The sequence below is a fragment of the Sphingomonas sp. genome (assembly GCF_036387595.1).
In the GTDB taxonomy this organism is placed as follows: Bacteria; Pseudomonadota; Alphaproteobacteria; order Sphingomonadales; family Sphingomonadaceae; genus Sphingomonas.
In genome coordinates, this window is sequence record NZ_DASVTL010000029.1 from 44,554 (window position 1) to 64,783 (window position 20,230).

19 protein-coding genes and 1 pseudogene are annotated in these 20,230 nt (G+C 67.5%); 5 read left to right on the forward strand and 15 right to left on the reverse strand.

What is annotated here, in order from left to right; translation table 11 throughout:
* Window positions 1–11: 11 nt before the first annotated feature.
* A pseudogene (locus VF643_RS01420) lies at window positions 12–977 on the forward strand (serine hydrolase domain-containing protein); the annotation flags it as partial.
* On the opposite strand, the gene VF643_RS01425 reads toward VF643_RS01420, so the two are convergent.
* The 3 genes from VF643_RS01425 to VF643_RS01435 form a co-directional block, all read right to left on the reverse strand.
* On the reverse strand, window positions 959–1,951 hold the full coding sequence (locus VF643_RS01425; protein ID WP_331041576.1) for a PEP-CTERM sorting domain-containing protein: 993 nt from the start codon (window positions 1,949–1,951) through the stop codon (window positions 959–961). The pseudogene VF643_RS01420 and the gene VF643_RS01425 sit on opposite strands and share 19 nt — an antisense overlap.
* Window positions 1,948–2,409: a MaoC family dehydratase gene (locus VF643_RS01430; protein ID WP_331041577.1), complete on the reverse strand. Its 462-nt coding sequence runs from the start codon at window positions 2,407–2,409 to the stop codon at window positions 1,948–1,950. The genes VF643_RS01425 and VF643_RS01430 overlap by 4 nt, the downstream gene beginning before the upstream one ends.
* A 115-nt stretch (window positions 2,410–2,524) precedes the next feature.
* Window positions 2,525–4,414, reverse strand: coding sequence for an acetyl/propionyl/methylcrotonyl-CoA carboxylase subunit alpha (locus VF643_RS01435; RefSeq protein ID WP_331041578.1), 1,890 nt, complete (start codon window positions 4,412–4,414; stop codon window positions 2,525–2,527).
* A gap of 74 nt (window positions 4,415–4,488) precedes the next feature.
* Between VF643_RS01435 and VF643_RS01440 the strand changes: the two genes are divergently transcribed.
* Complete coding sequence (locus VF643_RS01440; protein WP_331041579.1) at window positions 4,489–4,911, forward strand: endonuclease domain-containing protein; 423 nt, start codon at window positions 4,489–4,491, stop codon at window positions 4,909–4,911.
* 14 nt (window positions 4,912–4,925) lie between these two features.
* Here the strand turns inward: VF643_RS01440 and VF643_RS01445 are convergent, their stop codons facing one another.
* The 7 genes from VF643_RS01445 to VF643_RS01475 all read right to left on the reverse strand — a co-directional run bounded on the left by VF643_RS01445 (window position 4,926) and on the right by VF643_RS01475 (window position 12,319).
* Entirely contained in the window at window positions 4,926–6,527 is a 1,602-nt protein-coding gene (locus tag VF643_RS01445; RefSeq protein WP_331041580.1) for a carboxyl transferase domain-containing protein, read from the reverse strand.
* Window positions 6,528–6,693: 166 nt separating this feature from the next.
* Window positions 6,694–7,857, reverse strand: coding sequence for an isovaleryl-CoA dehydrogenase (locus tag VF643_RS01450; RefSeq protein WP_331041581.1), 1,164 nt, complete (start codon window positions 7,855–7,857; stop codon window positions 6,694–6,696).
* Window positions 7,858–7,971: 114 nt separating this feature from the next.
* On the reverse strand, window positions 7,972–8,757 hold the full coding sequence (locus VF643_RS01455; RefSeq protein WP_331041582.1) for an SDR family NAD(P)-dependent oxidoreductase: 786 nt from the start codon (window positions 8,755–8,757) through the stop codon (window positions 7,972–7,974).
* A 94-nt stretch (window positions 8,758–8,851) separates the two neighbouring features.
* Window positions 8,852–10,045, reverse strand: a complete 1,194-nt coding sequence (locus tag VF643_RS01460; RefSeq protein WP_331041583.1) for a zinc-dependent alcohol dehydrogenase — start codon at window positions 10,043–10,045, stop codon at window positions 8,852–8,854.
* The gene (locus VF643_RS01465) at window positions 10,045–10,584 is read right to left on the reverse strand and encodes an SRPBCC family protein (RefSeq protein ID WP_331041584.1); all 540 of its coding nucleotides are present in this window, start codon (window positions 10,582–10,584) and stop codon (window positions 10,045–10,047) included. The genes VF643_RS01460 and VF643_RS01465 overlap by 1 nt, the downstream gene beginning before the upstream one ends.
* A gap of 136 nt (window positions 10,585–10,720) precedes the next feature.
* Window positions 10,721–11,200 (reverse strand): DUF4142 domain-containing protein, encoded by a 480-nt coding sequence (locus tag VF643_RS01470; RefSeq protein ID WP_331041585.1) that lies wholly within the window; start codon window positions 11,198–11,200, stop codon window positions 10,721–10,723.
* A gap of 21 nt (window positions 11,201–11,221) precedes the next feature.
* Window positions 11,222–12,319 (reverse strand): alpha/beta hydrolase, encoded by a 1,098-nt coding sequence (locus tag VF643_RS01475; protein WP_331041586.1) that lies wholly within the window; start codon window positions 12,317–12,319, stop codon window positions 11,222–11,224.
* A 159-nt stretch (window positions 12,320–12,478) separates the two neighbouring features.
* On the opposite strand from VF643_RS01475, the gene VF643_RS01480 reads away from it, so the two are divergent.
* Window positions 12,479–13,174, forward strand: a complete 696-nt coding sequence (locus VF643_RS01480; RefSeq protein WP_331041587.1) for a DUF6445 family protein — start codon at window positions 12,479–12,481, stop codon at window positions 13,172–13,174.
* Window positions 13,175–13,178: 4 nt separating this feature from the next.
* Here the strand turns inward: VF643_RS01480 and VF643_RS01485 are convergent, their stop codons facing one another.
* The 4 genes from VF643_RS01485 to VF643_RS01500 all read right to left on the reverse strand — a co-directional run bounded on the left by VF643_RS01485 (window position 13,179) and on the right by VF643_RS01500 (window position 17,364).
* Window positions 13,179–13,934 (reverse strand): nucleotidyltransferase family protein, encoded by a 756-nt coding sequence (locus VF643_RS01485; protein WP_331041588.1) that lies wholly within the window; start codon window positions 13,932–13,934, stop codon window positions 13,179–13,181.
* Entirely contained in the window at window positions 13,931–14,845 is a 915-nt protein-coding gene (locus VF643_RS01490) for a hypothetical protein (RefSeq protein WP_331041589.1), read from the reverse strand. Before VF643_RS01490 ends, VF643_RS01485 begins: the two co-directional genes overlap by 4 nt.
* Entirely contained in the window at window positions 14,842–15,867 is a 1,026-nt protein-coding gene (locus tag VF643_RS01495) for a diacylglycerol kinase family protein (protein WP_331041590.1), read from the reverse strand. Before VF643_RS01495 ends, VF643_RS01490 begins: the two co-directional genes overlap by 4 nt.
* A 171-nt stretch (window positions 15,868–16,038) precedes the next feature.
* Window positions 16,039–17,364 carry a lipopolysaccharide biosynthesis protein gene (locus VF643_RS01500; protein ID WP_331041591.1) on the reverse strand — a complete coding sequence of 442 codons (1,326 nt, stop codon included), beginning with the start codon at window positions 17,362–17,364 and terminating at the stop codon, window positions 16,039–16,041.
* 39 nt (window positions 17,365–17,403) lie between these two features.
* Here VF643_RS01500 and VF643_RS01505 point away from each other — a divergent pair, with 39 nt between their 5' ends.
* Window positions 17,404–18,516, forward strand: a complete 1,113-nt coding sequence (locus VF643_RS01505; protein ID WP_331041592.1) for a hypothetical protein — start codon at window positions 17,404–17,406, stop codon at window positions 18,514–18,516.
* Window positions 18,513–19,685, forward strand: coding sequence for a hypothetical protein (locus VF643_RS01510; RefSeq protein WP_331041593.1), 1,173 nt, complete (start codon window positions 18,513–18,515; stop codon window positions 19,683–19,685). Before VF643_RS01505 ends, VF643_RS01510 begins: the two co-directional genes overlap by 4 nt.
* Here the strand turns inward: VF643_RS01510 and VF643_RS01515 are convergent.
* Window positions 19,669–20,118 (reverse strand): DUF2141 domain-containing protein, encoded by a 450-nt coding sequence (locus tag VF643_RS01515; protein WP_331041594.1) that lies wholly within the window; start codon window positions 20,116–20,118, stop codon window positions 19,669–19,671. The genes VF643_RS01510 and VF643_RS01515 overlap by 17 nt on opposite strands.
* Between the last annotated feature and the right edge of the window lie 112 nt (window positions 20,119–20,230).

Below are 20,230 nucleotides of genomic sequence, written 5' to 3' on the forward strand. Positions count from 1 at the left end.
CGGCGGTGCGGGTGGCGTTCGACCGGCGCGGCGTCACCGCGATCGCCGCATCGGGCTACGCCGATCTGGCGGCGCGGCGTGCGGTTACCGCCGACGATCCGGTGCGGGTCGCGTCGATTTCCAAGCTGGTCGTCGCCATCGCGGTGATGCGGCTCGTCGAGCAGCGGCGGCTCGACCTGGATGCGGACGTGTCTGTGCTGCTCGGGTGGCCCCTGCGCAATCCCGCGCATCCCGGCGTGCCGATCACCCTGCGGCTGCTGCTGTCGCACCGCTCCGGCCTGATCGACGGCATCGACTATGTCCTGCCACTGGACGTGAGCCTGCGAGAGGCGCTGGGCGATCCCAAGGTCTGGGACGATGCGCATGCGACGGGCAAATACTTTCGCTACGCCAACATCGGCTATCCGGTGATCGCGAGCGTGGTCGAGCGGGCGACCGGCGAGCGGTTCGACCTGGCGATGCAGCGGCTGGTGCTGGCGCCGCTGAAGCTGGATGCCTGCTTCAACTGGGCGGCCTGTACGGATGCCACGGCATCGCGCGCGGTGGTGCTGTACCGCGACGGCGTCGCGGTGCGTGACGATCATCGCGGCGGCGTCCCGGCCTGCCCGGTCCAACCGACACGCGATGGCGGCTGCGACCTGGGCACCTGGCGGGCCGGATGGAACGGCGCGACCTTCTCTCCGCAAGGGGGCCTGCGCATCTCGGCGCGGGGGCTGGCGACGATAGGGCGGTTGCTGCTGGGGCGCGGCAAGGTGGATGGCGTCCGGTTGCTGACGCCACGGTCGGCCAGGATGCTGGAGCAGCCGTCGTGGACGTTCGACGGGCGCAATGGCGAGACCGAACAGGGGCTGAATTGCCGTTACGGGCTGGCGGTGATGTTCCTGGCGACCAAGGCGGCGGGGTGCCGCGACGATCTGTTCGGGGATGGGCGACAGCGGCTGGGCCATGCGGGCGAAGCCTATGGCTTGCGCTCGGGACTTTGGGTCGACCGCGCGCGGGGTACGGGGGTCGCGTATTTCGCGACCGATGTTCCGGCCGGCGCCGGCAGTTCCGCCTTCACCGCGACCGAGGAGCGGCTGGCGCGTTGATCGGCGCCGGCGGCGAGTTGCTCAGCGGCGATACGTTGGAGTGCCACCGCGACGGTCGGCGCGATGCCGAGGTCTTCGGCGGCGCGCTCGCGCTCGCCCAGCGAGCGTGGATCGACGCCGGTCACCTTGCCGAAGATCATCAGCGCTTCGAGATAATAGCCGTGGACGCTGGCGTGATATTGGTCGTGCGCCCAGAGATCGACCTGGCCGAAGCCTATGCCGTCATAGGGGTTCGCGTCGGCTATCCGCTGGGCGAAGGCGCGGTTCCATGCCTCACCTACGGCGATGACACCGTCGATGTCGGGGGAGGCGGCGCGAACCGTGCGGGCCGCCGCCGCAAGATCGCTCGCCATCGCCCCGACCGGGCGGCCCGACCACGGGCTGCCGGGGCGATAGGTGAGATCGGCGCGGGTCCAGGTGGCGACGAGTTCGACATCGACGGCGGGGTTGGCGCGGGTGAAAAACTGCGCAAGCCGCACCGCGTCTCGCTGATAGGCAGTGGCGTCGCCCGGCCGTTCGGGGTCGAGCGTGCTGTATTCCTGAAGCACGACCACGTCCCACGCGCGCGCGAACAGCTGTCGCCGCTGGTCGTAGTGGAAGCCGAGCGTCCGCCCACCCTGAGTCTCCAGGCTGACGGCGTAGGACAGCCCCGCTTGCTCGGCAAAGGTCTTGAACAATGCCGGCACACCGCCCTGCCCTTCGCGCGTCAGGTCGGTGACGGTTTCGGGCCGGTAGCGGCGAACCGGGGACAGCGCGCCCTGGGTGAAGCTGTTGCCGATGAAGAGGATCGTTCGCGGGCGGACGGATTGCGCGGCGGCGGGGGTGGCGAGGAGGCCGAGGAGGGCGGCGAGGACGGTCTTCATGCCGCGACCGGCGCCGAGCGCGCGAGCAAGGCGGTGCGCAGGCATTCGCAGACGATCTGACCGCGCTGGTTCTTCAGGCGGTGGCGGAAGGTAACCAGCCCGGCGTTCGGACGAGAGCGGCTGTCGCGCAGTTCGACCACTTCGGTCTCTGCGCGCATCGTGTCGCCGATGAAGACCGGGTTGGGCATCACCAGCTTGTCGTAGCCCAAGTTGGCGACGAGCGTGCCGAGCGTGGTGTCGCCGACCGACAGCCCGACCATCAGCGCGAAGGTGAAGGTGCCGTTGACGAGGATACGGCCGAACTCACTCGCCGCGGCGGCCTCCGCGTCGATGTGCAGCGGCTGCGGATTGTGGGTCATGACGCTGAACAGCAGATTGTCCGTTTCGGTGACCGTGCGACGGATATCGTGGGCCAGCGTGTCGCCGACGGTCCATTGGTCATAGTGGCGGCCCGGCATAGTTCGTCTCCTTGTCATCGCCCTCACCCTTCCGCGCCTTCGGCGCTCCTTCCCTCTCCCGCCGGGAGAGGGAAGGGGCCCGCTCGGCGTAGCCGAGTGGGAAGGGTGAGGGCGACTATCCCTGACTTCGATCCACCTGCACCAGCGTCGTCCCCTCGACCACCTGAGCGCCTTCGGTGGCGTTCAATTCCGCGACGATGCCGTCGAACGGCGCGACAAGCGCGTGTTCCATCTTCATGGCTTCGAGGGTGACCAGCTTCTGACCCTTGGCGACATGGTCGCCCTTCGCAACGTCAACTGCGATGACGCGGCCCGGCATGGGAGCGAGGATCGCGCCGTCGGCGGCAGCGCCTACCGCCGAAACTGCTGTTCGGAATGGCTCTATGGTGAAGACCGCCCCGTCTTCAAAATACCGATCCGCTTGGTGGGACCAGAACGGCCGATCCCAGAATCGTTCGGACGCAGCAAAGTCGATCGAAACCGCGCGGGCTTCGCCATCGATTGATAAGAGAGCCGAACGCACCGGATTGGCGTTCAGACGGAAGCCGAACAGGCCGCGCATCGACTCCGTGTCATCGGCGACCACATGGCGCCACAGTGCTCCCTGGGCGGCCGCTTGAAGAAGGTCGGTGCTCGGCTGCGGGCGTGCAACGAGCGCGTCTCCTAGCGCGTCGATTGTTCCCGTCGTGATCGCGGCGGTCGTAAATGCCTCCGTGCCGAGCAGCCTGTACAAGAACCATGCATTGCTACTCACCGGTGCGCAACGAACTTGGGCGCATGCGTGAGACAACGCCGCCGCTGCAGCCTCTCGCTCTGGCGCGTGAACGATCAGCTTGGCGATCATCGGATCGTAGAAGGGCGACACCGCGCTACCTTCCTCGACTCCTGTTTCGACGCGAGCGTCGTGCGGGAAGCGCAAAACTTCCAGCTTGCCGATGCTCGGCAGGAACCCCTTCGCCGGGTCTTCGGCATACAGCCGCGCCTCCATCGCCCAGCCGTTTATAGCCAGTTCGTCCTGCCGCCTGGGCAGCGGCTCCCCGCTTGCCACGCGCAATTGCCATTCGACCAGGTCGACGCCGGTGATCTCCTCGGTGACCGGGTGCTCGACCTGGAGGCGGGTGTTCATCTCCATGAACCAGATGCGATCGGCGCGCAGGCCTTCGGAGGCGTCGGCGATGAACTCGATCGTGCCGGCGCCGACATAATCGACCGCCTTGGCCGCACGCACGGCCGCGCCGCACACCGCTGCGCGCGTCGCTTCGTCCATGCCGGGCGCGGGGGCTTCCTCGATCACCTTCTGGTGACGGCGCTGGAGCGAGCAGTCGCGCTCGAACAGGTGGACGAGGTTGCCGTGGGTGTCGCCGAAGACCTGCACCTCGATGTGGCGCGGCGAGAGGATGTATTTTTCCAGCAGCACGCGGTCGTCGCCGAAGCTCGATGCGGCTTCTCGGCGGCAGGAGGCGAGCGCGTCGGCGAAATCGGCGTGTGCCTCGACGCGGCGCATGCCCTTGCCGCCACCGCCGGCAACTGCCTTGATGAGGACGGGATAGCCGGTCGCCTCGGCCTCGCGGGCGAGGCGATCGGGGGATTGATCCTCACCCAGATAGCCGGGAGTGACGGGAACGCCAGCGGCGATCATCCGCGCTTTGGCGGCGTCCTTCAGCCCCATCGCGCGGATGCTGTCCGGGCGCGGGCCGACCCAGATCAGGCCGGCGTCGATCACGGCCTGCGCGAAGTCGGCGTTTTCGCTGAGGAAGCCGTAGCCGGGGTGGATCGCCTGCGCCCCGGTCGCCTGCGCGGCGGCGATGATGCGGTCGCCGACGAGGTAGCTTTCGCGCGCGGGGCTGGCGCCGATGTGGACCGCTTCGTCGGCCTGGGCGACGTGGAGCGCCTGTGCGTCGGCATCGGAATAGACCGCGACGGTGCGGATGCCGAGGCGGCGCGCGGTGCGGATGATCCGGCACGCGATCTCGCCGCGATTGGCGATGAGGAGGGACTGGATCATGGCTGCATTCCTGTCCTCCCCAAGCTATGCTTGGGGAGGGGGACCGCCGCGCGCAGCGCGGTGGTGGAGGGGCGATGCCGATACCGAAGAAACCGGGTGAGACGGTGCGTCGCGCGCGCAAGCTGCGCCGCGAGATGTCGCCTGCCGAAGTGAAACTGTGGTGCGAGCTTCGGTCCCGTCCCGGCGGGCTGAAGTTCCGCAAGCAGCATCCGGCGGGACGGTATGTGCTCGATTTCTACTGCGCCGCCGCACGATTGGCGATTGAGGTGGATGGGGCATTCCACGACCGCGGCGACGCACCCGCATGGGATGCCGAGCGCGACGCATGGTTGAGGCAGTTCGGTGTCGCAACGCTGCGGATACCGGCTAGTAAACTCTACGCCGATCTGGACTCGGTTCTTGTGGCCATCGTCGTCGCCGCTACAGCGCGCCTGCCCCTCCACCACCCGGCTGCGCCGGGCGGTCCCCCTCCCCAAGCAGAGCTTGGGGAGGACTGAGCCGACCCGCCCCCTCACATCCGGAACACCCCGAAGCGGGGTGCCTCCGGGATCGGGGCTTCGAGGGTGGCCGCCAGGGCCAGGCCCAGGACATCGCGGGTCTGGGCGGGGTCGATGATGCCGTCGTCCCATAGCCGCGCGGTGGCGTAATAGGGGTTGCCTTCGTCCTCGTATTTCTGGCGGACGGGGGCCTTGAAGGCCTCGGCTTCGTCCAGCGTCCACGTCTCGGCGTCGCGGTGGACGGTGGCGAGCACGCTGGCCGCCTGCTCGCCGCCCATCACGCTGATCCGCGCGTTGGGCCAGGTAAAGAGGAAGCGCGGCGAATAGGCGCGGCCGCACATGCCGTAATTGCCCGCACCGAAGCTGCCGCCGATCAACACCGTGATCTTGGGGACGCTGGCGGTGGCGACCGCCGTGACGAGCTTGGCGCCGTGTTTGGCGATGCCCTCCGCCTCGTATCGGCCGCCGACCATGAAGCCCGAAATGTTCTGGAGGAACAGCAGCGGGATGTGGCGTTGCTGCGCGAGTTCGATGAAGTGTGCGCCCTTCTGCGCGCTTTCGCTGAACAGCACGCCGTTGTTGGCGAGGATCGCGACCGGCATCCCCCAGATATGCGCGAACCCGCAGACCAAGGACGCGCCGTACAGCGCCTTGAATTCGTGGAATTCGGACCCGTCGGCCAGCCGGGCGATGATCTCGTGGACGTCATAAGGTGCGCGGACGTCTTGCGGGATGATGCCGTACAGGTCCTCCGCGGCGAATTTGGGCGGCCGGGGGGGGCGCAGATTGACGTCGGCCTTCTTTGCAGGTGCCAGCGTCGAGACGATGTCGCGGACGATCGTCAGCGCATGTTCGTCACTCTCGGCGACATGATCGACCACGCCCGAGCGGCGGCCGTGGGTATCGGCGCCGCCCAGTTCCTCCGCGCTGATGACCTCTCCCGTCGCGGCCTTCACCAGCGGCGGGCCGGCGAGGAAGATGGTGCCCTGCCCGCGAACGATCACCGTCTCGTCGCTCATCGCGGGCACATAGGCGCCGCCCGCGGTGCAGCTGCCCATGACGCAGGCGATCTGTGGGATGCCGAGCGCCGACATGTTGGCCTGGTTGAAGAAGATGCGGCCGAAATGGTCGCGGTCGGGGAAGACCTCCGACTGGTGCGGCAGGTTCGCGCCGCCGCTGTCGACCAGATATATGCAGGGGAGGCGGTTTTCCTGCGCGATCTCCTGCGCGCGCAAGTGCTTCTTGACGGTCAGCGGGTAATAGGTGCCGCCCTTCACCGTCGCGTCGTTGCAGACGATCATGCATTGGCGGCCCGAGACGCGGCCGATGCCGGCGATGATCCCTGCGCCTGGGACTTCGCCGTCGTAGAGGCCGTTCGCGGCGAGCTGACCGATCTCCAGGAAGGGGCTGCCGGGATCGAGCAGGCGCTCGACGCGGTCGCGCGGGAGCAATTTGCCGCGCGCGGTGTGGCGCTCGCGCGACTTCTCGTTGCCACCGAGGGCCGAGATGGCGACTTTTTCACGGAGAGATGCGGCAAGCGCGCGGTTGTGGGCGGCGTTGGCGCGGGTGGTTTCGGCTTCGGGGGACAGCGCGGTGGTGAGGACGAGGGCGGTCATGTTTCTGATCCTCCCCAAGCTCGCTTGGGGAGGGGGACCGCGGCGCGTAGCGTCGTGGTGGAGGGGCAGCGCCCCACGCGTCTCGCCTGCGGCTTTGCCCCTCCACCACTCGCTTCGCGAGCGGTCCCCCTCCCCGAGCGAAGCTCGGGGAGGACTAGAGTGGCGATCACTGCGCCACCCGTTCGGCCGCGCCGATCAGTTCGCGGCCGATCAGCATGCGGCGGACTTCGTTGGTGCCGGCTCCGATGTCGAGCAATTTGGCGTCGCGCAGAAAGCGTTCGACAGGCCAGTCCTTCGTATAGCCTGCGCCGCCCAGCGCCTGGATGGCTTCGAGCGCGACCTTCACCGCATTCTCGCTCGCCAGCAGGATGGCGCCGGCCGCATCGAAACGCGTCGTCCGGCCGGCATCGCAGCTGCGCGCGACCGCATAGACATAGGCGCGCGCGCTGTTCAACGCGACGTACATGTCCGCGACCTTGGCCTGCATCAGCTGGAACGTGCCGATCGGTTGCCCGAACTGGCGACGCTCGCGGATATAGGGGAGGACGACGTCGAGGCATGCCTGCATGATGCCGAGCTGAATACCGGCCAGCACCGCGCGTTCGTAGTCCAGCCCCGACATCAGCACGCCGACGCCGCCATTCAGCGGCCCCATGACCTGCGCTTCGGAAACGTGGCAATCTTCGAACACCAGTTCGGCGGTCGGGCTGCCGCGCATGCCCATCTTGTCGATCTTCTGGCCGATCGAGAAGCCTGGCATGTCGCGGTCGATCAGGAAGGCGGTGATGCCGCGGCTTCCTTCGCCGGTCTTGGCGTACACAACCAGCGTGTCTGCAAAGGCGGCGTTGGTGATCCAGAATTTGGTGCCGTTGAGCACATAGCCATCGCCCGTGGCATCGGCGCGCAACTTCATCGAGACGACGTCGGAACCCGCTCCGACCTCGGACATGGCGAGGCTGCCGACGTGTTCACCGGAAACCAGCCTGGGCAGATATTTCGCTTTCTGCTCAGGGGACGCCCAGCGCGCGATCTGGTTGACGCACAGGTTGGAATGCGCGCCGTAGCTGAGGCCGACCGAGGCGGAGGCGCGGCTGACCTCCTCGATGGCGACGACGTGATCGAGGTAGCCGAGACCCAGCCCGCCATTTTCCTCCGGCACGGTGATGCCGTGCAGGCCGAGCGCGCCCATCTCCGGCCATAGCGCGCGCGGAAACCAATCCTCGGCGTCGATCCGCTGCGCAAGTGGCGCGATGCGTTCTGCGGCAAAGCGACGCGTGGTGTCGCGGATCATGTCCGCGGTCTCTCCCAACGCGAAGTCGAAATCGTTCATCTGGCTCCGATCCTCCCGGAGCCGCGTGTCGCCGCTCCCGCGCCAGTTCGCAAGGGGGGATGGATACGCAACAGGGTTCGGGACGACGCCCGCGCGCCGCCCCAAACCTATATCTCAGTTCTTGGCGGTGCCCGGCTCGGCCATCTTGCGATGGCGCTCCGCGAGTACCGCGTTGGGGGTGACATTCGCCGTCGCGACCTGAAGCTTGTTCTTCCAGCCCGAGACGATGGACGCCTTGCCCGCCATCAGCGCATCCCAGCCGTCCTTCGCCACGTCGGCGGGGTCGCTCTTCTTGGGATCGGTGCCGACATCGGTATCGAGCATGCCGCCGCGCGCAAAGAATTCGGTCTCCACCGGACCGGGCATCAGATTGGTCAGGGTAACGCCGTCCGCATCCTTGATCTCGTTCTGGATCGCCGAGACGAAATTGTCCACGAACGCCTTGGTGCCGTTGTACACCGCCTGGAAGCTGCCGGGGATGTAGCCCGCGATCGAGCCGGTCACGAGCACCTTGCCGTCGTTGCGCGCGACCATCTGCTTCAGGACTTTCTGCAGCGTATAGGCGGTGCCGATGACGTTCAGGTCGACGACCTTGCGCCAGTCCGCCAAATCCTGATCGAGGAAGGCGTGGCCGAGACCATGGCCCGCATTGGCGCAGAGCACGTCGATCTGCCTCCCGCCGGCCGCGGCGAGGAGCTGATCCACGCCTTCGATGGTCGACAGATCGGCCTGCACGGATTGCACGTCGGTGCCGAACTGCTTGAAGTCCGCCGCCGCCGCGTCGATCAGCGGTTCGTCTGCCGCGACGAGAATGTCGTAACCGTTCTTTGCGGCGAGCGTCGCCAGTTCGAAACCGATGCCGGTCGAGGCGCCGGTGATGATCGCGAATTTGTTGGCCATCTGTCTGTCTCCTTTGAATGGGTCGCCGCGACAAAGCCGCGTCGTCGGCCCTCGGCAGGCCGAGGCCGTCCGGCTATCGCGGTCTCGTCGCCAGCTACGCTGCCGACGTGCCGCTCATGCCGGGCTTCAGTACGATCTTGGTGTACTCATCCTGGTGATCCTTGAACATTTTATAGGCATGCGGCGCCTGTTCGAGGTCCATGCGGTGCGAGATCAGGAAGGTCGTGTCGATCTTGCCCTCCAGAATAGCGTTCAGCAGGCCAGGCATGTAATGCTGCACGTGGGTCTGGCCCGTCTTGAGGGTCAGCCCCTTCTCCATGAACGCGCCGAGCGGGAACTTGTCGACGAAACCGCCATAGACCGCGGGCATCGACACCCGCCCGCCCTTGCGGCAGGCGATGATCGCCTGGCGGATCGAGTGGATGCGATCGGTGCCGAGGAAGGTCGACGCCTTTATCTGATCGACGACATTGTCGACGAACAGGCCGTGCGCCTCCAGCCCGACCGCGTCGATAACCGCATCGGGGCCGATGCCGCCGGTCATCAGCATCAGCGCTTCGTAGGTGTCGGTCTGCTCGAAGTTGATCGTCTCCGCGCCGAACTTGGCGGCCAGCGCCAGGCGTGTCGGGAAATGGTCGATCGCGATAACGCGCTCGGCGCCCATCAGGAACGCCGATTGCACCGCAAACAAGCCGACAGGGCCACAACCCCAGACCGCGACGGTATCCCCCGGCTCGATCTGCGCATTTTCCGCCGCCTGCCAACCGGTCGGCAGAATGTCGGAAAGGAACAGCACCTTGTCGTCTTCGATGCCGTCGGGGATGACAATCGGGCCGACGTCGCTGAACGGCACGCGGACATATTCCGCCTGGCCGCCGGCGTAGCCGCCGGTCATGTGGCTGTAGCCGAACAATCCCGCCATCGGATGGCCGTAAGCCTCCTGCGCGATGTCCTGGTTATCGGCGGGCAAGCCGTTCTCGCAGGCCGAATATTGATGCTTGCCGCAGTGGAAGCAGCTGCCGCACGCGATCGTGAACGGCACGACGACGCGCTGGCCCTTCTTCAGGGTCGATTTCGCGCCGACCTCGACCACTTCGCCCATGAATTCATGGCCGAGTACATCGCCCGCTTGCATCGTCGGGATATAATGGTCGTAAAGGTGGAGGTCCGACCCGCAGATCGCGGTCGAGGTGACCTTGATGATGCAATCGCGCGGATTGACGATCTCGGGATCGGGAACGGTGTCCATGCGGACGTCGTGCTTTCCATGCCAGGCCAAGGCGCGCATCAGGCGTCCTCCCTTTCGCGTTGGGCGGGGTTCATCGCGGCGGTGGCGATCTCACCGGTTTCGAGCAATTGCTTGAAGCGGCGCAGGTCGCGGCGCGCCTGGATCGCGGGTTCCCGCTGGAACATCTTGGCGACCAGCTTGCCGATCGCGCCGCCGGGCGGGTCGTAACGGATCGTGGCGGTGACGATCGTGCCGCGCGACCCGGCGTCTTGGAACACGACATGGCCTGAATTGGGCACGTCGGCGCCCTCTTCGGAGGTCCAGGCGATCAGCCGGTTCGGCTCCTCATGAGTGACGCGGGCGTCCCATTCGACGGTCTTGCCGCCGGGTGCCTTGACGACCCAGTGCGAGCGGATGGCGTCGTGGACGTCGATCCGCACGACATTTTCCATGAAGCTGGGCAGCTGCGCGAAGTCGCGGAAATAGGCATAAACCTCGGCCACCGGGCGGTTGATCGTCACCGCGCGGGCTACCCCAGCATCGCCGCCACGTTTGGACGTAGTGGGCGGGGCGTCATCCGTCTGGACCTTGTCGGTCATGGCATTCTCCGTGTCGATAAATGGCAGAACCGCGCGAGACGCGCATGCGGTTCCAGACAATATGCGCATCGACGCAAGCACTTGATCCAGGTCAGTCATTGCTGCGGTCCGACGGTCCGCCGGGCCGCGGCGTCGGTCACATCGTCTTGAGCATCGCGATGTGGCTCTTGACCACGGGAACGATCTTCGTGGCCGCAGCCTTCAGCGGCGCGGCCTTGCCCTCACTGGCATAAGCCTGTTGCAGCGCCAGCGCCTGCCCGTGCGCCTGACGCTGCTGCGCGATATAGGTCGTGTCGCGCGCCGTACCCGTCTCGGCCCGCAACTGCGCGACGAGTTCGGCCTGCACGGGGTTGAGCATCGGCTTGGGCGCCCGCACCCTTGCCCGCGTGGCAGCCGCTTTCACGGCTGCGGTGCTCTTCGTGTGATGCGCGATCATCATCTGGGCGAACGAGCGAACCTTCGGGTCGGCGGTGGATTCGAGCACCGTGCGGCTCGACGTGATCTCGTACAGATCGCTGGCGCCGGCGTTCTTCACATATTGCGCGGGCGGCATGACCTGCGCGGCAGCGGGCGCCGCGCCCGCAAAGATGAGGGCGGTAGTGATGGCGAGTTTCATGATGGTCTCCTGATCGACTTTTTACTGGCGCGGGATGCCAAATGCGGTCTTGAGGCGATCGACCGCGTAGAGCTCGGCGTCGTAGGCACCGCGCACGACCTTCCCCATGCCGAAGAATTCGTGGGTCACGCCCTCGAACGTGCGCCGCTCGACCCGGTCGCCCGCCGCGCGCATCGCATTTTCCAGCGTCTCTCCGTCCGACCGCAGTGGGTCGATCTGTGCGTTGACGATGGTCGTGGGCGGCAGGCCGCGCAGGTTGGCGCGCACCAGGTTGACGCGCGGGTCCATCTGATCGGCCTTGGTCCGGGAATAATAATAGCCGAACCAGTTCAGCATCGGGGTGTTCAGCGGCTTTGCCTTGGCCGAATCCTGCTTGGACGGCAGCATCATGTCGCTGTTGGCGATCGGATAGACCGCCAGGATATGGACCGGCGCGGTCAGCCGGTTGTCGCGCGCAAAGATCGCGGTGGCGACGGCCAGATTGCCGCCGGCACTCTCGCCCGCCAGCGCGATCTTTGCCGTGTCTCCGCCCCAGGCCGCGGCATTGTCGAGCACCCAGCGATAGGCCGCCGCCGCATCGTCGTGCTGCGCCGGGAACTTGGCTTCGGGCGCGTGGCGGTATTCGACCGAGACGACGATGGCGTTCAACTGCTTGGAGAGGAAGCGCGGCGTCGGATCATAGACGTTGACGTCGGCGATCACGAAACCGCCACCGTGATAATAGACTATTATCGGCAGCGCCGCAGCGCCTGCGGCCGCGACGGGTTTGTAGATGCGCGCATATTGCATGTCGTCGGCGCCATAAGCGAGATCCTGGGTCGTCACGGCCGGATCGGGTGCGGTTGACAAGCCCTGCTTGCGCATCACAGTCCGCGCCGCGTCGGTTGCCGTCGGTTGCAGCCGCGCCTCCACCGGGGTCAGCATCTCGATCGGCTTTGCGCCCAGCGTCACCATCGCGTCGAGGACCGCCTGCATGTCGGCAGCGGCCGGCGGCGGCACCGTCTGGGCGACGGGGGGCTGCGGCGGCGGAGCGGCGTTGATCGAGGGCGGCGACTGCGCCAGCGCTCCGGCGGAAACCGTCAGCAGCAAGCCTGCCCCTGCAAAAAACGTCGTCTTCATCTTGCTTTATCCCTGATTGCCTGCCCGAGGCACGCAGCGTTGAACAAGGGTGAACCGGTCCGGGTTCCGCCGAGGGCAAAAGGATTGACGGAGGCGAAGGCGTTCGCCGCACGACCCGGCGTTGCGCGGTGATGACGAATGGTGGAACAAGCGGGCACAATGACCCTACTCAATCCACACGCCGCGGTCCGCGTCGAGCACCAGGGCAGCGAAGCGCAGCCGGTCATCGTGATCGACGACATGCTGGCGGCGCCGGAGCGCTGGCGCGATCTGGCGGCGCAGGCGGCGTACCGGCAGATCGGGCCGCATTATCCCGGATTGCGCGCGCTCGTCCCCGCAGCGGCGGCGATCGAGATGCGGGTCGAACTGGCCGCGCTGATCGGCGACACCTTCGCGCTGGCGCCGGTGCCGCAGGTGTTCGAATGTTATTTCTCGATCGTCACCACTCCGCCCGAGGCGTTGGCACCGATCCAGCGGTTGCCGCATGTCGACGGGCTGGAGCCGGACCGGCTGGCGATCCTGATCTATCTCTCGGGCGCCGATCAGGGCGGCACCGCATTCTACCGGCAGCGCAAGACGGGGTTCGAGACGGTCGATGCGGCGCGGTTCCCCGCGTTCGATGCAGCGTTGCGGACGGGGGTGGCCGAGCACGGCCTGCCCCCGGCGGCGTATATAGCGGGCGACACGCCGCTGTATGAGCAGATCGCCGCCTATGAAGCACGGCCCAATCGCGCGCTCATCTATCGCAGCCACGCGCTCCATTGCGCCCATATCGCGGCGGGCACCCTGCTCCCCGCCGATCCGCAGACGGGGCGGCTTAGCATCAACAGCTTCCTTTTCGATCCGCCGCGCTGACCCTCTACGCCAGCAGTCGGCGGACGAGATCGAGATCGGCGGGCTTGTCCACATCGACCGCGGCGAGGCCGAAGTCGCTCGCCACCATTGCTGCGCGCACCCCCGCGAGCGCACCGATGTGGGCGAGCGCGGCGGACAGCGGCAGCCGCCCGGCGAGATAGCGCAGCAGCAGGCGTGGCCCCAGCCGGCGGACGATCCGCCACGGGCGCTTGCGATCACCCTCGACCTCCCGCCACAAGCCGATCGCTTCCCCCGCGCGCGGGGTGGCGAGCCAGAAAAGGTTGCAGCCGGACCAAGCGCCGTCGGCAAAGCGCAGGTACGTGCGCTTCGTCTCGGGCACCGCCGCTTCGATCACGGCGCGGCTGGCGAGCAGGGCGGCGACGTCGGCGTCGGGCGGGACGGCGGCGAGAAAGGCGGTGATCCACTCGGGCCGCAGCAGCGCGTGATCCGCGGTGGTGAGCAGGACGGGGGCGCCGAGCAGGTCGAGCGCGCGCGCGGCGCTCTCGCTCGGGCCGCTGGCGCCGGCAAGTATCTCGGCACCGAGCGTGAGGGCGGAATCGCGAACCGCATCGGAGGAATGGACGACGAGGATGCGCCTCGCCCCCGCCTCTCGCAGCGCCGAGACGACCCGCGCGAGCATGGTGTGACCACCGATCTGGATCAGCGCCTTGTCCGCGACCCCGGCATATTCCGCGAGCGGATCGGCGCCGCCGCGCGACCCGGCGAGGACGATCGCGTCGAAGCGCGCCGGCGGGGTCATGGACGCCGCGCCCGCAATACGCGCCAGAAGACGCCCGGCGCGGCGAGTATCGGATGCCGCTCTCGCCAAGGCGTGAGCGGCAGATCGACGCCGGTGTGCCGCGCGACCTTCCACAGACCATAGCGCGCCGCGCCTTCGAAGGTGAAGGCTGCCTTGACCAACCTGGCGACATTGAGCGGTCGGCCCAACCGCGCCCGTTTCCGCCATGCGCGCACGATAGTGCGGCGACGCCCCGGATCGAGCCGGGGCACGAGCAATCCGTCGGTGCGGTCACAGGCTATGCCATCCGCTGCCCATGCGGCGGGCAGCAGCGCGGCGTAGCGTGCGGGATCGTGGCGCAGGATTTCGCGCTCGCGGCCCGGCGCCTCCACGCGGAGTTCGGCGCGGTAGGTCTGGCGGAACAGCGCGGCCCAATAGTCGAGCGGTTCGCCCCGTGCGGCCCCGAGCGCCGCAGCGAAGCGCGCCGCGGTGATCGCCGCGTCGGCGATGGCGGTGCGGACACGGGCGGCACTCCCCTCCCCGTCCTGCCAGACCAGGGCGGCCGGCTGAACGAACCGCGTCCAGACCGTCGTGTCGACGAAGGCGCCGCGACAGGCTTGCTCGAAGGTTTCGATCGGCATCGTCGCGACCTTGGCGCGCACCAGGCGACAGCCGACGTGAAGTTCGTGAAAGCTGACGTCAGGCCAGAGCCAGCGCAGGCCCGCGCGGCGCAGCGGCGATCCGCGGGCAGCGGCGGTCAGGACGTAGAAATCGAGCACGCCGTCGAGATCGCCCGTGCGCAGGACCGATCCGTAGAACAGCACCGCAACCCCGCCCAGTTCCTCCGCCAAAGTCGCCGCGGCGCTCGCGATCTCGTCGGGGACGGCCGCCGCAAGCTCCCGCGAGAGCATCGCGGTCAGCCGGTCGGTCACGGCACGGCGAAGCGGATCGGCGCGCCGTGGCGCAGGATCATGTCGCCGCCCGCGAAGGTTTCTCCGTCGAGGATGAAATCCCCGTCGATCGCGAGCGCGAACGCCTCGCCATCGTCGCGGCGATAACCACCGCCTGGGGGAAGATCATAGCCGGCGAGAACCGACGGCAGCGCGCGCGCCAGCCTGGCCGGCGGTGCGTCGATCGTCAGGGTCTTCAGGCCGGCGCGCGGGCGACCGAACGGCCGGATGTCGAGCGGGAGGCGGTGAAGCGTCGATCCGAACAGCAGATACCGGGCGCCATCGGTCGCGTTCGCATGGGCGGGTGCGATGCGCATCCGGGTGCCGCGCCGCCAGACGTTGTCGCCGCCTGCGAAAATCGTCTGAGCAATGGCGCCTGCGACCGAGAGGCCGACCGCCAGTCCATTGAAGGCGCCCAGGCGATGGGTGTCCTGCGCCAGCGCAGTGGCACGCACGAATGCGCCGGCGCCGAAGATGAAGCCGCGCTGTTCCGCATGGCGAGCGCCGCTGCGCCAAATCTCCAGCGGCGCCCGCTGTTCGACCCGCCCCGCACGCAGTGCCTCGATCGCGGCCTGTTCGGTCCAGCCCTTCGGGATGTTCAGATCATAGCCGAGCGCGTTCGTCTTGCCCGACGGCACGAGCGCGATGCGGGGAAAGCCGTCGTGAAAATAGCGCGCCGCGGCGGTCAGTACGTCGCGGACGGTGCCGTCACCGCCGTTGATGACCAGCGCGCTGATGCCGTCGCGCGCGAAAGTCGCGAGTACGCGGTGGAGTTCGTCGTAGGACAGCGGCATCGCGCAATCGGCGTCGAGCGTGGCATGCGGACCCGCGCGATCGATGTTGCGGCGCGCCTTTGCGTTGCGGATCACGCCGATCTTCAGCCCGCGCCGCGGCGCGAGGCGATATCGTTCAAGCCGATGCGTCGGAAGCGCGACGAAATCGTCCGGCAGGCGCAACGCGCCGCCCCCCGTGCGGTCCAGCCTCAGCGACAGGTCAGGCGTCATGAACGGCACATTCTCCGAAACGTCATTACGGGGTCATACGGATGTAGCAAAGAGCTGCCACGACGCGATGGTTCCCGACCGCTTCGGTATCGCGCGCGAATTGTGGCGCTTTTGGGGTGGGAGACGGCGGCGCCACGCGTAGCGGCACGGATCGTCGCAATCAGTCGATATTCACGTCCGGTGCCGTGCCGCGGCCACGCCGCGCGTCACCCTGATGGCGGCGCGCGCGAACAGCGCGAACGCCAAAGCCGATGCGATCAACGTCGCGATCCCCGCACCGAACACGCCGAACCTGGGCATCAGCAGCACGACCCCGCCGAACAGCGCGGCAGTGGCGATCGTCCGGATGCCGAGGACTTGCCCTGCCCGCCCGGTGCCCATCAGCACGGGTTCGAAACCCGCCGCCATGATGTCCAACCCCGCCGCGATGCCCAGGATGACGAGGATCGGGTAGGCGCCGATGTAGCTCTGGCCTGCGATCAGCAGCAGCGCGGGCTGGCCGAGGATCGGCACCAGCACGCACGTCACCAGCCCCACGCCGGTCGCCAGCCGGGTGGATTGCCGGACCAGCGTCAGCAATCCCTCCCCCGCCTTCGCGCCACCGGCATGAGCGCGGGAGAATTCGGGGAAGATGCCGCGTGCGAAAACGTCGGACAGGCGGACCAGCGACTGGCTGAGCTGATAGGCCAGGCGGTAGTTGCCCGCCGCCGCCGCTCCGGTGAACAGGCCCACGAGCACGACGACGAACTGGCGGCTGGCGGCGCCGAGCGTCGAGTTGACGTTGGTGACAAGGGCGAAATGCCACAGCCCCGCATTCTCCATCGGCGCGCGCATGGTGTCGCGCCAGCGCCCGAACAGGCCCGGCGCGGTCCGCGTCGCGCCGATCCAATAGACCAGGGCGGTCATCAGTTCGGACACCGCCCAGGCGACCAGGAAGCCGCTGACCGTCGCCTTGGTCCACACCGCCGCCAGCGCGCCGACGAAGCGGACGACGGGCGTCACCGCATCGGCACCCGCGCCCAGCGCGAAGCGATCGTGCAGGCGCAGGATGCCCACCGCGGTGGATCGTACCGACAGCAACAGGACGACGCAGAACAGCATGCCCTGTTGCGTTTGGGTGATCGACCAACCCAGGCGCGAGCGGATGACCTGCAACGCGATGCCTGCGATCAGGCAACCGACAAGCGCGCCCGCGAGATCGAGCATGGCGCAAAAACGCACCAGCCGGCCAAGGGCGCCGACATCTCCCCGCCCGCGGTGCTCCATGCCGTAGCGCACCACGATCTGCCACGTCTGGAAACCGACCAGCGCGGCCACCGCCTGCGCGGTGCTGAGCACGAGCGTGAACTGGCCGAACTTCTCGACGCCCAGCGAGCGGGTGACGAGCGCGAGATAGACGATGCTGAGCACCGCACCGACCCCCTTGCCGGTCAGCAACCAACCGACGTTGCGAAGCGCGCGCCCGAACGGAGTCTGGTGCCCGAGGGGCGATTTCAACGGCTTTCTTCCAATCGTGCTCGCGCTACAGCAGGCTGCATGCGTATCGCCTTCCTCTATATCGCAGAAGCGTACCAATGCTATCACGGCGCGGCCATCGCCATCGAACTCGCGCGAGTGCCGGGCGTGAGCGTCACCAGTTATTTCAACGATCCTGAAACGCCGCACCATCTGGAGCGCGTCCGGGCCGCCTATGACGCACCGCCTGCGGACTACCGGCGGCTGCATCGCTCCCTGCCCACGCGCGCGCTGCAGCAGCTGCGGATGCTGGGGATGTTCAAGGATTTGGTGATGCGCGACAATGTGGCCGAACTCGACGGCTACGACGCGGTATTCGCGGTCGAGAACACCGTCGCGGCCCTGCGCCGGCTGGGTGCGCGGCACCCGCGGCTGATCTATAGCCCGCACGGCTTCGGCGACCGCGCGCGCGGCTACATTCCGCGGATCGCGACGTTCGACTTCGTGCTTCTGGCGGGACGCAAGACCGCGCGTCGCATGCTGGAGCAAGGATTGGTGCGGGAGGGCGATCATGCGCTGACCGGATCGGTCAAGCTCGACACCGCGAGCCGCATCGCCGAAACCGCCCCCGTTGCCTTCGCCGAGAATCGCCCGATCGCTCTATACAACGCGCACAAGGAACCGCGCCTGACCTCCTGGCAACGGTTCATCGAACCGATGCTGGCCGGATTTGCCAAGGATGAGCGGATGAACCTGATCGTCGCACCGCACGTCAAGCTGTTCCGCCGGCGCAGCGAGGCGGTTCGCGGACGCTGGCGCGCGCGCAGCACCGGAAACGTGCTGGTCGATCCGGGATCGGATCGTTCGGTCGACATGAGCTATGCCGCGGCAGCCGATATCTACGTCGGCGATGTCAGCAGCCAGGTCTACGAGTTCCTGGCCGTGCCGCGGCCGTGCGTCTTCCTGAACGCGCACGGGATCGACTGGCGCGATGATCCCAGCTTCGCGCATTGGCATCTGGGCGATGTCGTCGACGATCCGGCCGATCTGATGGCCGCGATCCATGCCGCACCCGCGCGCCACGCGCTGTACCGCGATCGTCAGGCGGCGATGGCCGCAGAGAGCCTGGGGGATACCAGTCCGGGCGCAGCCCGGCGGGCGGCAGAGGCCATCGTCGCGTTTCTCGCACGATGAAGGTCGGCTTCCTCTATAATCACGATGCCCTGCATCAGATCAGCCACACAGCGCCGGTCATCGCCGAACTGGTGCGCCATGCCGGGGTGGAAGTGACCGTCCTGACATCATCGCCCAACCAGGAAGCACGGGTTCGCCTGCTCATCGGCGACGCGGCGACCTCCGTCCGCTTCGTGGATCTGCGGATTGGCCGGGTCGCCGAGGCGCTGGATCGCGGATTGCGCTTCGTCGCCCCGTTTCGCCGGGTGGCGGTGCTGCGCGAGAATCTTTCGGCGTTCGCGGCGCTCGACGTGCTGGTGACGCCGGAGACGACCTCGCTGCTGCTGCGTGATCGCTTCGGGCTGGTCGGGCTGAAGTTCGTGTGGATCCCTCACGGCGCAGGTGACCGGTCGGTTGGGTTCCGCCCCGTCATGCGCGGGTTTGACCTCGTGCTGCTGTCGGGCACGAAGGTGCGTGACCGCATGCTCGCTGGCGGGCTGCTTCGACCCGACAATCACGCGGTGATCGGCTATCCGAAGTTCGACACGATCGAAGACGCGCCGCCGCCGCCCAGGCTGTTCGACAACGATCGCCCTACGGTGCTGTACAACCCGCATTTCGACCCGCTTCTTTCGTCCTGGTACACGATGGGGCAAGATGTGATCGAGTGGTTCGCGGGTCAGTCGCGGTTCAACCTGATCTTCGCACCGCATGTCATGCTGTTCCAGCGTCGTCTTCATGCGTCGGTCGAACATCGCCTGATACGCTGGCGCCGCGAGGTGCCGGCACGGTATTGCGGATTGCCCCACATCATCGTCGATCGAGGCAGCACGCGGTCTATCGACATGACCTATACGCGTGCCGCCGACATCTACCTGGGGGACGCCAGCAGCCAGATTTACGAATGGATCGTGCGGCCGCGGCCGGCCATCTTCCTGGATGCCAGCGGTGCCGACTGGCGCGGCAACGCCGATTTCGCACATTGGCAGCTGGGCGACGTCGTGCGCGAAATCACCGATCTGCCGGCGGCACTGGATCGCGCACTGACCCAGCCAGATGCCTATCGCGCGGCGCAGGAGGCGGCGCGGTCGGCGACATTCCTGCGGTCGGACATCCCGGCATCGCAGCGCGCAGCCGACGCTATCGTGCAGTGGTTTCAAGCGAAACCGACGCTTACGACCACGCCCTGAACACACCGCCCTGCAGATACATCAGCGTGACCGGCACGTGGGTGACGCCACCGCCGACGCGTACCTGGACCTTGGCCGGATCGGGCTTGCGGCCGAGCAGTACGTCCAGCAGCCCCAGCCTGGGATTGCCCGAGGCGCCGCCGCCGTCGCTGCGGTCGGTCTTGCCGTTGCCGTTGGCGTCGTGGCGAACGTCGATCGCATAAAGGCCGGGGCGCGACACGGGCACGCAGATGGCCACGCGACCCGATGCCGGCACCGGGATCTCGGTGCGGACCAGCGCGCGCTTCTTGTCGAAATAGCTTTCGACCGGCGGGCCGAACAGCCGCACGCGGACCGCGCCCGCGCGGTTCTTGAACCCGGCCACGTCCACCTGCACCGCGGCGCCACCTGCGGCGGGGCAGGCGCCCTGCGCAGCGGCTGATTGCCCAGGCATGGCCAGAGAGACAAGGGCCAGAGAGAAGAGTATCGCTATCGACATCGCGAGGTAATGTGGTGCCGAAGCCCGTTCCCGGCAAGGCCGCATCGCGCGACCCTTGCCCGGTGGC